We start from the raw sequence: 14,011 nt of genomic DNA, 5'->3' as shown, positions 1-14,011 counted from the left end.
CCAATGACCCACGTACTCATTCTCTTTTTTGCTACATTTTCGGCAGCATTTATGGCTACCGTACCTCCTGGGTTGCTGAATATGAATGCGGCCAAGGTAAGTGTGGAAAAAGGGAAATTGAATGGGGTTATTTTTAGCTTGGGGGTGTCCAGCACCATAATGGTGCAGGCATACATAGCGGTCTACATTTCCAAATTTTTGTACCGCAATCCCGAAGTGATCGACATATTGTTCAAAATTGCGGTGGCCGTGTTTGCCTTTTTTGCCATCTACTTTTTTGTGCTGGCAAAGCGGAACAAACTCAAGGCCAAGGCCCTAAAAGAGGTCAACCTGAGTAAAAAGAACAGTTTTTTTAAAGGGGTTTTGCTGGCCGCGCTCAATTTATTGACCATTCCGTATTATAGCGGTCTGAATGCCATGTGGAACGAAGCGGGTTGGATCAAATTTGAGGCTAAGGACATCACAACCTTTGTGGTGGCAGCGGGAGCCGGTACCTTTGCGGTCTTGTATTTATATACCTTTTATTTTGATAAGATGGAGACCAAGACCAACCGTTTTTCCAAGAACTCCAATTATATTTTGAGTGCTTTGATGCTCTTGTTGCTCATTATTACGTTGATTCGAATTATGTATCGCTAGCATGGAAGAAAATAACTTCTTTGACAAGGTCTACGAAGTAGCCAGACAAATTCCTTTCGGAAGAGTTACTTCTTACGGGGCAATAGCCAAATATCTGGGTGCGGCCCGTAGTGCTCGAATGGTTGGTTGGGCCATGAATAACTCCTTGGCAAAGGATGTTCCCGCACATCGGGTGGTCAACCGGGTTGGGGTCTTAACCGGCAAGCATCATTTTGATGGAAGCAATATTATGCAACAGCTTCTTGAAAATGAAGGCATTCCGGTCAAGGACAATCAAATTGTCGACTTTCAGAAATATTTTTGGGACCCTGCCACAGAGCTTTGATCAATACCCTGGTGGGTGTAATTCGTCAAAAGAGGTGTTGTCCTGAAAAGCTTTAGCCAATAACAATATACTTTCCTCATCGTACAGATTGCCTACAAACGTCATGCTTGTTGGATGGTTTTCGTCATCCAATCCCGTAGGAACCGCAATTACGGGATGGCCTGTTAAATTCGTGGCCAAAAGTTGATCGTTCCCGAAAGTGGGCGAGATCAAGACATCGTAATTCTTCATCAGATCCTGCATTTTTTGGATAAGGACCTGTCGTTGTCTGTTCGCTTGGATATATTCCACCGCGGGAATAAATCTACTTTGCCTTAGGGAATTGGCCCGGGAGCGTTGATCTTGTTCTACCATTACATCCACACCTCCCGAACGGACCAGTTCATCGAAAAAGGCTCCTGCTTCGGCTCTTAAAATAATGTCAAATCCCCGATAAGGTACTTCTTTGGGCATTTCCACCGCAGTTGGTTCAATACCTATTTCTTTCAGTGATTTAATGGCTTTTCTAAGATTGTCTCCTGTTTCCGTGGTATCCTCTTCAATGTCCTTTTTCAAATAAGCTACTCTTAAGTTTTTAATGTCCTTCTTCCAGTTCATCCCAAAAGGAAGGTCAACGGTGGTCAGGTCATTTTTATCTTTTCCTTGAATGGCCTCAAAAACAATGGCACAATCCTCTGCATTTCGTGCCAATGGTCCAACTTTATCCATCGACCAGCTCAAGCTCATTACACCATGCCGACTCACCCTTCCGTAGGTTGGTCGAAGTCCTGTAACTCCGTTTCTTGTACTCGGAGAAGTGATGGAACCCAAGGTTTCCGTTCCCAAAGCGAACGGTACAAGTCCTGCCGAAGTTGCTGAACCAGATCCTGCCGAGGAACCACTGGCCCCTTGCGTGGTGTCCCAGGGATTTTTGGTTTTTCCATTGAACCATACATCACCACGGGCCAAAGCGCCAGATACCAATTTGGCAACCAAAATGGCACCGGCATCCTCCAACTTTTTAACAACGGTTGCCGTTTCGTTGATGACTTGATCCCTGTATGGAGCAGCTCCCCATGTGGTGGGATACCCTGGAACCGCCATCAAATCTTTGGTGCCGTAGGGAATGCCGTGAAGAATACCTCGGTATGTTCCATTTTTGATTTCTTCGTCTGCTCGCTTAGCCTGTTGCAATGCCAAACTATCGGTAATGGTGATGCTGCATTGCAGTTCAGGTTGATATTTTTTGAGTCGGGCCAGGAAAAATTTTGTCAGCTCTGTAGAAGTTATTTTTTGGTTTTTTATGAGTGATGCCAGCTGGGGAATCGTGTAAAATGCCAACAAGTCGTAAGGTTCGGGGACTTCCACATTATCTGGAATGCCCCATTCCGTACCATTTTGTTGCTCGGGCATGGTAAAGCCAAACGGGGTCGGGTCAAAACGGACAGCCGGGAAAACATCGTTGCCTATGGGATATTTTCGCAATGAATCGAACCCGCTGCGGTTTCTTTTTAAATAGGGATAAAGGGTATCAATGTCTTTATTGGCGAAATGAAGGCCGATCAATTTTTCCGACTTTTTCACATCCCGCTTTGTAAAGGAGTTTTTATGGGTAGAACACGAGAGCCATGTTAACGAAATAAACAATAGAACAAGGTGGGGGATTCTGGTTTTTGACAGCATGTTGGTTGATAATTTCAAATAGCAGCTTCTAATCTACATTTTTTTAAAAAAAGAGCACAATAATCCCTCGGTTTTGTGTGCGATAGGGATATTTATTCCATTCCCCACAATTGAATATGTGATTTTTTTGAAATTCAGCAGTACAACTTCTTAATCTAACGCCAACACCGTATCTTTGTAGTTTAGAACCAGTTCAAACAATTGGTTTAAAAAAAATTGTTTCATGAAGTTGAAAAAGACAGATATTCTTAAAGCATTGGAAAAAATTTCCGCACCCGGTGAAGGCCAAAACTTGGTAGAGAGCGGTGCAGTGACCAATGTTCAGGTTTTCGGTGATGAGGTCGAAGTGGATGTTACCATCAAAAACCCCAGTCTTCAGGCCAAAAAGAAGACCGAGGTAGAGATATTGAAGTGTATTCACAGAGAAGTATACGAGAAAGCCAAAATAAAGGTCAACCTAAAGGTTGATGCTCCCGAAAAACCTAAAGTGAACCAAATAAAAGGGAACCCGATTCCCGGAATTCAAAATATTATAGCTGTTGCCTCCGGTAAAGGTGGCGTGGGTAAGTCTACAGTAACAGCGAACTTGGCAGTCACCTTGGCCAAAATGGGTTTTAAGGTAGGGCTTTTGGATACGGACATTTACGGTCCTTCCATGCCAATAATGTTCGATGTGGCCACGGAAAAGCCATTGTCCATTAACGTAGATGGCAAGGCCAAGATGAAACCCATCGAAAACTATGGGGTAAAGTTACTTTCCATAGGATTTTTTACTGAACCCAATCAAGCAGTTATCTGGAGAGGGCCCATGGCAGCAAAAGCATTGAACCAAATGATTTTTGATGCACATTGGGGCGAATTGGACTTTCTTTTGCTGGATTTGCCACCAGGAACAGGTGATATCCATTTGAGCATTATGCAATCCCTGCCCGTAACAGGTGCTGTAGTGGTAAGTACCCCTCAGGAAATCGCTTTGGCCGATGCCAGAAAAGGAGTTGCGATGTTCCAGCAAGAAGCCATTAACGTGCCCGTATTGGGAATCGTGGAGAATATGGCGTATTTTACACCTGCGGAGTTACCCGACAACAAGTATTATATTTTCGGTGAGAACGGAGCAAGAAATCTGTCCGAAGACCTGGAAGTGCCATTTTTGGGACAAATTCCTTTGGTGCAGAGCATCAGGGAGGCAGGTGATGTAGGAAGACCGGCTGCTCTGCAGACAGCGACCCCTACCGAGGAGGCTTTTGAAGAGCTTACTAAAAATGTGGTCCAGGAGTTGGTCAGAAGAAATACAGATCTTCCCCCGACCGAAGCAATAAAAATTACAACAATGGCTGGTTGTTCCGCTGTTAAAAAGAAATGAGCATGACAACAATGACATCAGAAGAAACAAGGAGCAATGTAGAAAAGGCGTTGGAAGAAATACGCCCGTTTTTGCAAAGCGACGGAGGAGACATTACCTTGATATCCATCGAGGAAAATACGGTAAAAGTACGTTTGGAAGGTAACTGTATTGGGTGCAGTGTAAATCAAATGACTTTGAAGAGTGGTGTGGAAATGACCATTAAGAAGTACGCACCTCAAATAGAAGAAGTCGTCAATATCTCCTAACTGATAAAAATCTTGAACTTATCTGGGCAAGCAGTAAGTTGCGTGCCAAAATTTCTGATATATGATCAAAACAGATATTCTGATAATTGGAGCGGGACCTACGGGTCTCTTTGCTGTTTTTGAAGCAGGCCTTTTACAACTCAAATGCCATTTAATAGATGCATTGCCACAAGCAGGCGGTCAATGTGCCGAGATATATCCAAAAAAACCCATTTACGATATTCCTGGATTCCCCGAAGTATTGGCGGGCGATTTGGTGGATAACCTCATGGAACAGATCAAACCGTTCCAGCCTGGATTTACCTTGGGAGAACGTGCCGAGACCATTGAAAAATTGGATGATGGAACTTTTATCGTTACCACCAACAAAGGCACCAAACATCATGCTCCCGTGATTGCCATTGCAGGTGGTTTGGGCAGTTTTGAGCCAAGAAAACCCTTGTTGGAGAATTTGGAAAAATATGAGGACAACGGAGTGGCCTATATGATCAAAGAGCCAGAAATCTATAGGAACAAAAAAGTCTTGATTGCCGGTGGCGGGGATTCCGCTTTGGATTGGTCCATCTTTTTGGCCGATGTTGCCAAGGAGGTGACCTTGGTGCACCGTAGAAATGAATTTAGGGGAGCTTTGGATTCTGTGGAGAAAGTACAGCAACTCAAGAATGAGGGTAAAATCAATTTGATAACCCCTGCTGAGGTGGTTGCTTTGAAAGGGGAGAGCCAGTTGGAGAAATTGACCGTTAAGAACACCTCCACTTCCGAAGAAACCGATGTAGAGGTCGATAACTTTATCCCATTGTTTGGATTGTCGCCCAAATTGGGCCCTATTGCCGATTGGGGACTGGAGATTGAGAAAAATGCCATTAAGGTGGACAATACCTACGATTACCAGACCAACATTCCTGGAATCTATGCCATTGGAGATGTCAATACCTATCCTGGTAAGCTAAAATTGATTCTTTGCGGTTTCCATGAAGCAACTTTGATGTGCCAAAGCGCCTACCAAAAAATCTTCCCCGATAAAAAATATGTGATGAAATATACGACCGTTGGGGGCGTAACAGGGTTTGATGGAAGCAAAAAAGAAGCGCCGAAAGCTGTTGTTAAGGCAATCGACTAAGAATAAATCAAAAATTAAATCGTTGAGTAAACTCGTTTAGGAGTTTTTGAATAGGTATGAGCGATATCAAAATAAAAATAACCGACCGAGAAGGCGTTTCGCATGAAGTAGATGCCCCAACCGACATGAACATGAACCTCATGGAGGTAGTACGTTCTTACGAACTTGCTCCGGAGGGGACCATTGGTATTTGTGGCGGAATGGCGATGTGCGCGTCCTGCCAATGCTATGTGCAGTCCGATCATCAACTTCCTGAAAAGTCGGATGATGAAGAAGCAATGTTGGCCGAGGCCTTTTTCGTAAAGGATAACAGTCGCCTGGGTTGCCAAATCCATATGACAGAGGATTTGGACGGACTGGAAGTAGAATTGGCTCCCGAAGAACCTTAGATTCTTGCCTGATAGGTAAACAGGTTGTAATATCTTCCTTCTGAAGCTATCAATTTTTCGTGAGTGCCCTGTTCCAAGATATGGCCGTTTTCAATCACAAGAATTTGGTCGGCCTTACGGATGGTGCTCAATCGGTGAGCGATTACAAATGTGGTCCTGCCTTTGGTAAGCTCCCCCAAACTTTTCTGGATAAGGGCTTCGGATTCAGTATCCAAACTGGAGGTGGCCTCGTCCAAAATCAAAATTTTTGGATCGGCCAAAATCGCCCGGGCAATGGCAATACGTTGTCGCTGACCACCAGAAAGTTTAACACCACGTTCCCCTATCAGTGTATCCAATCCTTTATCAAAACGATCCGTGAATTCATCCACATACGCAGCTTGCACTGCTTCCAATAATTTTTCTTCACTGGCATTGGGCCTCGGGAAAAGTATATTTTCACGAATGGTGCCCTCAAACAAAAAATCATCTTGCAGTACAACACCTAAATATTGTCTGAAACTGTTCAAATTTACTTTGGCAAGGTCTTGTCCATCAATGGTGATGGTACCCGAGTCAGGGTTTAAAAAACTGGCGGCCAGTCCTGCAATGGTGGACTTTCCAGAACCAGAACTGCCTACCAAAGCGATAACCTGGCCAGGTTCTACATCAAAACTGATGTTGTGCAAAACTTCTTTGTCTTCTTCATAGGAAAAACAGACATCGGAAAACGACATTTGCCCAATAACTTTGTCCAAAACAATGTTTCGGTTTTCCTCATCGGATTCTTCTTCCAAGTTCATTAATTCCTCAGTACGGTCGAGGCCGGCCAAAGCCTCGGTCAATTGGCTTCCCACGCTGCTCATTTGCACAATGGGCGCGATCATAAGTCCCAATAACACCGTAAATTCCACGAATTCACCCACGGTAAGGGTGTCGTGGATAATTTTGTAACCACCGAAACCCATTACGCTGGTAGTAGCCACACCCAGCAAAAAGGTGGAGGAACTCGTCATAAAAGCGGTGGTGGTCAAACTCTTTTTTACGTTTTGGTACAGACGCTCCACCCCTGTTTCGAAAACTTCTTCCTCCTGCTTTTCGGCATTGAACCCCTTGATTACGCGTATGCCGCCCAATGTTTCCGTCAATCTACCTTTGACCTCCGCGTTTATTTTGCCCCGATTCCTGAATATGGGGCGGATGATTTTAAAGGCTTTGAGTGCGATGATTGCAAATATGGTCAAAGGGATAAAAGTAAAAAGTGTCATAAATACGCTGATCTCCATCAACAATATCAAGGAAACCACAGCAGTAATGACACCGCCCACCAATTGCACCAAGCCTGTCCCGATGAGGTTTCGGACGCCTTCAACATCCGACATGATCCGGGATACCAAGGCTCCTGATTTGGCATTGTCAAAAAATCGAACGGGCAATGCCAATACTTTTTTCTGTACCTGTGCCCGTAGTTCAGAGATCAGGTATTGAGCCTGAACGCTTAAAATTTTGGTCAACAAGAACGAGGTTACGGACTGTACAAGAATAGCCAACATCACGCCAGCGACCAAATATTTGAGCATGTCCACATCCTTTTTTACGATAACATCATCAATAAGATATTTGGAGGCAATGGGTGCAACAAAACTGGCTGCTTTACTGATGGCAATCAACAAAAGGCCTAGAAAAACGAGTTTCCGTTTGGGCCAAATAATGGTTTTAAATGCGGTAAGGATGCTTACTTTTTTATTGGGCATAACAATTTTTAGAAAGAAACTGCAAGTTACGGCAAATTAAAAAGGATGCCGAATCGGTTGGTTTTGAGTACGGAAAAATTACAAACACTATATTTAAGTGCTTGAATTATACAAACAGCTATGTTAAAATTTGGATGGTTCGGTTTTTTGTTTTTGATATGCTCTTTGTGTGCGGCACAACAAGAGTATCCCAAACTAACGGAGATAGTCACCGACAATGCCCAGATTTTTACACGGCAACAGCTTGACGAACTTCGTAACAAACTGTACCAATTTGAATCAAAGACTACCAATCAATTAGTGATTTTGACCATTGATGAGTTGGGGGATGAGACCATTGAGCAGTACGCCTTAGAGGTATTCAATCAAAACAGACTGGGACAAGAAGGCGAGGATAACGGAATCCTAATTCTTTTCTCAAAGTTGGATAGGGAAGTCCGAATTGAAGTCGGTTACGGTCTGGAACCCTATATTACCGATGCTGTGGCTTCACGTATTATTCGAAATACAATGATTCCCAGGTTCAAAGAGGAGGATTACTTTGGAGGGTTGGACGCTGCCACGAACCAAATCATTGAATTTTTAAACAATCCCGATGCACTGGAAGAGTTCAATGCAGAGATAAAGGCCGAAGCTGAAATGCCCTGGTGGCTTTTAGGGGTCTTTGGCCTTTTTTTAATGGTGTTCATTACAGCAGGAGGATTTGTTTTTTATAAGGGGTATTCCACGTTGATCGAGATAATACGAGGCATTTTCATTGGGAAACTGGCAGTGATCCGAGGAGTGTTTATGGCGGCATTTTCCATGTTTCCTTTGATTTTTGGATTGGTTTTTATGGGCATGCCATTGTTTTTTATGGCAATGTTGCTCGAATATGATGATATATTGTTTGGACTGTCCAAAGATTTTACTTGGGTATTATTCGTGATTGTTGCATTCATTGCGATCACAATAATCTTGGCAATATTAAAAATCCGTAAAAAAGGTAATGACGATTTCAAGCTATCGTTTTTTAAATCCGACAAGACCTACATGGAGAAAACCTTCTCCTCATCGGGCACACATTCTTTTGGTTCTGGTTCCAGTAGCGGTTCTTCCAGTAGTTTTTCCGGTGGTGGGGGCAGTTCTGGCGGAGGAGGTGCAAGCGGAAGTTGGTAATTGTTTCGGATTTCCCGTATTTTCACCAAACAAACTAAACTGATCCCCGAAATGAGAATTACATTCCTTGCAGCCCTCTTTTTGTTTATTTCCTGTTCCGAAAAACCACAGACCGAGGTGGAACAATGGGAAGCACAAGCTGAAAACATCACTATAATTCGAGATGATTTTGGTGTACCCCACATTTATGGTAAAACGGATGCCGATGCTGTGTTTGGATTGCTTTATGCCCAGTGCGAGGATGATTTTAACAGGGTAGAGCGCAATTATATTTGGGCTACAGGACGTTTGGCCGAAGTTGAAGGCCAGGAGGCATTGTACAGTGACCTACGTGCAAATCTTTTTATGACAGAAGAAGAAGCCAAGGCCAATTATGAAAACAGTCCTGAGTGGCTAAAAGAGCTTTGTGATGCATTTGCTGATGGAATCAATTACTACTTGCATACCCATCCCGAAGTAACACCAAAATTGTTGACCCGTTTTGAACCTTGGATGCCAATGTATTTTAGCGAAGGGTCTATCGGAGGAGACATTGAACGTATATCCACCAGGAAAATAAAAAGTTTTTACGAAAGTGGTATGGAATTGCCCGAGATGGAAGCGCTTCAACTCAAAAAAGAGGAAGAAATGGAAGAACCACAAGGTTCCAATGGAATTGCCATTTCCGGAGACTTGACGGAATCTGGAAATGCGATGCTCTTGATCAATCCACATACCTCGTTTTATTTTAGGGGTGAGGTTCACGTAGTGAGCGAAGAAGGACTGAATGCCTATGGCGCTGTAACTTGGGGGCAATTTTTTGTATATCAAGGTTTTAATGAAAAAACCGGATGGATGCATACATCGACCTATACCGATGTGATGGATGAGTTTAAGGAAACCATCGTTAAGAATGATGGGAAACTATTTTATCAGTATGGAGAGGAATTACGGCCGGTAGATTCCAGTTCGGTCACCTTGAAATACAAGGAAGGGGAGCGTATGAAAGAGAAAACCTTCCCGATGTACCGAACGCACCACGGACCGATCACCCATCAAGTGGATGATCAATGGACGGCATCTGCCATGATGTGGGAACCCGTTAAGGCGTTGGAGCAATCCTACATCCGTACCAAACAGGATGGCTATGATGGTTTTAGAAAGATGATGGATATCCGAACGAATTCATCCAACAATACCGTTTATGCCGACGCCGAAGGGAATATCGCCTATTTCCATGGTAATTTTGTGCCCAAACGGGATACCAATTTTGATTATACCGAGCCCGTGGATGGCAGCAATCCCAAAACCGATTGGCAAGGACTGCATACCGTGGATGAAAATATTTTGGTGCTGAATCCAGAAAATGGTTGGATTCAAAATTGTAATTCTACACCGTATACCTCGGCACTTGAGTTTAGTCCAAAACGTGATGATTACCCCAATTACATGTCAAGAGATCAAGAAAACTTTAGGGGTATCCATGCCATTGAACTGTTGACCGACAGAAGCGGATATACTTTGGACGGACTCATTGAAATGGCACACGATCCTTATTTGCCAGCTTTTGAGGCATTGATTCCTGGGTTGGTAAAAGCGTACTATGCAAACCCAGATCCAGAATTAACTGAAGCTATTGATGTATTACGTGATTGGGATTTTAAAACTTCCAAGGAATCCATTGCCATGACTTTGGCGCATTATTACGGTACGCTCTGTTACTCCAAAGCTGAAAGACCTGAAGGCATGTACTCCATGCAATGGGTGGCATATTGGGGAAATGCATGGGACAATCAAAAGAAACTTGATTTCCTAAAAGAAACTTTGGATATTTTGGAGTCTGATTTTGGTACTTGGAAAATGCCATGGGGCGAGGTCAACCGTTACCAACGTCTTAATGGAGATATTCGCCAGGCTTTTGATGATGACAAACCTAGTATTCCCATTGGCTTTGCCAGTGGTCGTTGGGGAGCTTTAGCCGCTTACGGAGCTCGTTACAACAACAATACTAAAAAGATTTATGGTACTCGTGGTAACAGTTTTGTAGCTGCTGTGGAGTTTGGGGATAGGGTAAAAGCCAAAACAATGCTGGCAGGAGGTCAAAGTGGAGATCCCGAGTCGCCACATTTCAATGATCAGGCACAACGCTATGCCGATAAGGAGTTTAAAGATGCGGCCTATTACAAAGAAGACGTGCTAAAACGTGCGGAAGTTACCTATTCGCCAGGTGAGAAGTACTGAACAAAAAACTTAGTTGCTTTTTTCTATACCGCTATCCTCTTCTTTAACAATAATAAGGCTGGCTTTGGAGCCAGTGGACAGATTCCAACGGTTGTTGTGGATAACCACCCCTTTGTCGTCGGTTACGACCACCTGTGCGGTATTGGGCCCTGAAGAACCTTGGTTAAGAGCTTCAAACTCTATACGGTTAAAACCCTCTATCAAATCCAGGTTGATACCCTTGAAGGTGCCACCAAGTAAAAGATTGTATTCGACTACTTCACCGTTCACGTAAATTTTAATTCGGTCGCCGTCCACATATTCGTGGTCCCTCGCGACTATGCCCACAAATTTGGCTTTGGTCTTAAAATCGCCCAAGTATTGATCGCCAAAATGTTCATTGGCCCCTTTTTCCCGCTTTTCGATTACTTTGGGGTCTATCACCATATCGTGACCAGCTTGCAGCAGTTCCCGGTCCGGCAACATTTTAATGGTCGGCTTGTTGTTTTTGGATGTGAGGTTTTCATCGAGTACGGAAGGCATCCGCAATAAAGTACCTTGGTTGCTTGCTTTTACGTCCAGCTTGTTATTGGTTCCTATTTTCAAAGGGCGGGTAGTGGGAATATCCGACGACTGAGCGTGTGCCGAAACAGCTCCCAAAACAATTCCTAAAAAAAAGAAAATCAGTCTTTTCATAACAAGAACAAGCAAATAAGCTTTTATAAAATTAGCAAATACCCTGCCATCAACATTATAAATTGTCGTTAAATCGTTAACCTATATACTTTTTTTATGCTTTGGTTTTAAACCAAATAACGGATGAAGTATCGGAATACGTAAAATAATCAGGTCATAAATCAACCAACTAATACCAAATGTTCCTATTACAAGGATAATTGCTTTTGGCAAAAATCCCCAACTCAAATCCATCAAATAATAGGCAATGCCAACTGTAATGGTCTGGTGCAAAATATAGAAGGGATAAACTGCTCTATTGGCATAAGCAAGACCTTTGCTGGGTTTATTGAGGTATTGGGCAGCATAGGCAAAAAGGACCAAAATCCAGGACCAAAGGTTCACCACCTTCAATAACGCTTCGGTGAAATGAATTACATAACCATCTTCAAAATACAACCAAATAATTGCTTGACCTGAAAAGCCGATCACACCCAAAACAAGTGCCTTGCTCTTTACATTGGCCACTGTTTGCCAAAATACATCGCCCGTAGCTATCAATACAAAACCATAAAAGAATAGGATAATATTGAACGTAAAATTGAACCAATCATCTACCAAGGCATGGGTCACGGGAAAAAAGGGCTCCACCAACGATTCTACAAAGTAGAGTGGTATTACAAATGCATAGATTCCCCATGTTCTTTGAATCAAACGTTTGATCCAAGCTATAAAACGGGTTTGATGCTTTCTTAGGTAGATAAAGAGTGGGGCCAAAATCCACGAAAACACCAAAAGGTAAGGCAAAAACCAAAGGTGGTGCCAACTGTAGTTTCCTTCCGGATAGATGCCATCAAAAGCAATAGTGGTGAAATATTTCCAATATGAGCCTGTAAATGTCCCGTCCACCAAACGTTCAAAATATACTTGTGGGGGCACGATCAAAAACATGCCTACCAACAGGGGTATCCCTAAACGAAGGAAGCGTTCCCATACAAATTTCCCCATGCTTCTTTTACCCAAGGCGTAGTAGGTCCCCATTCCGGATATTACGAATAGGATGGGCAAACGCCATTGATTCAAGAAAGACATCGGCCAGCGCAGCCAATCGTAAATCACATTGTTTTTTAAGTGCCAGCCCCAAGGCACAAAAAACATTCCTACGTGGTAAAATATAAGCAGTGCAAAAACAATAACACGGAGCCAATCCAAATCGTAACGTCTGATAGTTGTTTTCATCCTAAAATTTTTCCCAAAGATGAAAACTGCTGCTTAAACACTATGGTTTTTCGGTTCGAGAAACGTCCTAAATTGCAATTGTGGAGAAATTACACCTTGTTTTGCTTCATAAATGCGGAGGGCGATTGTCCCGTATGTTTTTTAAAGGCATTGTAAAAGGCCGATTTGGACTTAAACCCAACGGATTGGCCAACGGCCTCCACAGTAAGTTGTTTGAATTTTTCGTCCAACAACCTTTGCTGTGCCAAGGCAATTCTTTTTTGGTTGATATAATCGTTAAAGTTGAGACCACTTTCCGAATTGATCAATTTGGAGATGGTATTGCTATTGGTGTCCAGTTTTTCAGCAACCTTTTTAAGGGACACATCTTGATGTGAATAAAATTGGGATTCCAACATAAAACTTTCAATATTCCCAAATTTGATGGTGTTGTTGGCCAAGGTCTCATATTTGTCCGCAATCCACGATTTTTCAAAAAAACGCGATTCGGAGAGGATAAAAAACGAGGTGATAAAAATGGTAATGGATTGCACTATGCCAATAATATGGTCTCCACCATCATCATCATAATTCAAATATATAATGAGCAAGGTAAGCATAAGGACAAGAAAGAAAATAACCGTATTTCTGGAAAAAACATACTTGTCCACTTTGATGTTCTTAGAAGAGGACCACTCCCTTTTTCTGGCTTTTAGCAACAGTAAAAGGGACAAAATCAAATAGAATGCAAAACTGAAAAGTACCAGCCACCTAAATTGATCTTTAAAGTGATGGTAAAAGTAGTTCATGTCACCAGGAACATCTATAAACCCCAGATTACGGTGATAGGCGCCTAAATATGCATTAAGTTTTACTTCCACTGGACTTACATAGTAATTGAATTGAGAAATAAGATAAAGCAAGGGGAGTATAAAATGTGGCCAATGTTTTTTTAGAGTGATGGGCTTTCGTTCCAATAAGGTATACAGGAAAAAATATAGGGTGGGTGTGATCAAGAGCACCAAAAACTCTGTGGAATCGTTCAGGTGGATCACGTATTTCATTAAGCCGGTGTAGCATAGGTAAATGTCCAAAAACACCAGGCATTGAACCAATAGGGACCAGCCGAACAAATTAATGGCCGATTTCCGTTTCGCTCTCAAAAAAATGACAGATGCCAAGAAGAACCCTTGGACAATGCCCAATAGCATGATGTGGGACGCAAGGTCGTACCGTATAGGGATTTGTTCTAATATAACCTTTACATCTTCCATGTTAAGGG

The 14,011-nt window shown here is 42.8% G+C and carries 13 protein-coding genes; 8 read left to right on the top strand and 5 right to left on the bottom strand.

Annotated features, from left to right (window positions below; translation table 11 throughout):
* Nucleotides 1-3: 3 nt before the first annotated feature.
* Both J0654_RS16440 and J0654_RS16435 read left to right on the top strand, forming a co-directional pair.
* Complete coding sequence (locus tag J0654_RS16440; protein WP_207030208.1) at nt 4-639, top strand: LysE family transporter; 636 nt, start codon at nt 4-6, stop codon at nt 637-639.
* Nucleotide 640: 1 nt separating this feature from the next.
* Nucleotides 641-964 (top strand): MGMT family protein, encoded by a 324-nt coding sequence (locus J0654_RS16435; RefSeq protein WP_207030207.1) that lies wholly within the window; start codon nt 641-643, stop codon nt 962-964.
* Here J0654_RS16435 and J0654_RS16430 read toward each other — a convergent pair whose 3' ends face one another.
* Nucleotides 965-2,527 (bottom strand): amidase, encoded by a 1,563-nt coding sequence (locus tag J0654_RS16430; protein WP_313784005.1) that lies wholly within the window; start codon nt 2,525-2,527, stop codon nt 965-967.
* A gap of 322 nt (nt 2,528-2,849) precedes the next feature.
* Between J0654_RS16430 and J0654_RS16425 the strand changes: the two genes are divergently transcribed.
* The 4 genes from J0654_RS16425 to J0654_RS16410 all read left to right on the top strand — a co-directional run bounded on the left by J0654_RS16425 (nt 2,850) and on the right by J0654_RS16410 (nt 5,746).
* Entirely contained in the window at nt 2,850-3,989 is a 1,140-nt protein-coding gene (locus J0654_RS16425; protein WP_207030205.1) for an Mrp/NBP35 family ATP-binding protein, read from the top strand.
* An 11-nt stretch (nt 3,990-4,000) separates the two neighbouring features.
* Nucleotides 4,001-4,237, top strand: a complete 237-nt coding sequence (locus tag J0654_RS16420) for a NifU family protein (RefSeq protein ID WP_207030233.1) — start codon at nt 4,001-4,003, stop codon at nt 4,235-4,237.
* Between the two features lie 61 nt (nt 4,238-4,298).
* Nucleotides 4,299-5,357: an NAD(P)/FAD-dependent oxidoreductase gene (locus J0654_RS16415; RefSeq protein WP_207030204.1), complete on the top strand. Its 1,059-nt coding sequence runs from the start codon at nt 4,299-4,301 to the stop codon at nt 5,355-5,357.
* Between the two features lie 56 nt (nt 5,358-5,413).
* Nucleotides 5,414-5,746 carry a 2Fe-2S iron-sulfur cluster-binding family protein gene (locus tag J0654_RS16410; RefSeq protein WP_207030203.1) on the top strand — a complete coding sequence of 111 codons (333 nt, stop codon included), beginning with the start codon at nt 5,414-5,416 and terminating at the stop codon, nt 5,744-5,746.
* On the opposite strand, the gene J0654_RS16405 is transcribed toward J0654_RS16410, so the two are convergent.
* The gene (locus J0654_RS16405; protein ID WP_207030202.1) at nt 5,743-7,479 is read right to left on the bottom strand and encodes an ABC transporter ATP-binding protein; all 1,737 of its coding nucleotides are present in this window, start codon (nt 7,477-7,479) and stop codon (nt 5,743-5,745) included. The two genes, J0654_RS16410 and J0654_RS16405, sit on opposite strands and share 4 nt — an antisense overlap.
* Nucleotides 7,480-7,599: 120 nt before the next feature.
* Here J0654_RS16405 and J0654_RS16400 point away from each other — a divergent pair, with 120 nt between their 5' ends.
* Both J0654_RS16400 and J0654_RS16395 read left to right on the top strand, forming a co-directional pair.
* Nucleotides 7,600-8,637, top strand: a complete 1,038-nt coding sequence (locus tag J0654_RS16400) for a TPM domain-containing protein (RefSeq protein WP_207030201.1) — start codon at nt 7,600-7,602, stop codon at nt 8,635-8,637.
* 51 nt (nt 8,638-8,688) lie between these two features.
* On the top strand, nt 8,689-10,857 hold the full coding sequence (locus J0654_RS16395; protein WP_207030200.1) for an acylase: 2,169 nt from the start codon (nt 8,689-8,691) through the stop codon (nt 10,855-10,857).
* A 9-nt stretch (nt 10,858-10,866) separates the two neighbouring features.
* On the opposite strand, the gene J0654_RS16390 is transcribed toward J0654_RS16395, so the two are convergent.
* The 3 genes from J0654_RS16390 to J0654_RS16380 all read right to left on the bottom strand — a co-directional run bounded on the left by J0654_RS16390 (nt 10,867) and on the right by J0654_RS16380 (nt 14,003).
* A complete protein-coding gene (locus J0654_RS16390; RefSeq protein ID WP_207030199.1) occupies nt 10,867-11,532 on the bottom strand; it encodes a hypothetical protein in 666 nt (221 codons plus the stop codon).
* 81 nt (nt 11,533-11,613) lie between these two features.
* Complete coding sequence (locus J0654_RS16385) at nt 11,614-12,750, bottom strand: acyltransferase family protein (RefSeq protein WP_207030198.1); 1,137 nt, start codon at nt 12,748-12,750, stop codon at nt 11,614-11,616.
* Between the two features lie 89 nt (nt 12,751-12,839).
* Nucleotides 12,840-14,003 carry a helix-turn-helix domain-containing protein gene (locus tag J0654_RS16380; RefSeq protein WP_207030197.1) on the bottom strand — a complete coding sequence of 388 codons (1,164 nt, stop codon included), beginning with the start codon at nt 14,001-14,003 and terminating at the stop codon, nt 12,840-12,842.
* Between the last annotated feature and the right edge of the window lie 8 nt (nt 14,004-14,011).

Source organism: Flagellimonas profundi, from assembly GCF_017313275.1.
Lineage (GTDB): Bacteria > Bacteroidota > Bacteroidia > Flavobacteriales > Flavobacteriaceae > Flagellimonas > Flagellimonas profundi.
Note: the sequence above shows the minus strand (reverse complement) of the source record. Positions and strands in the feature narration are given on the sequence as shown.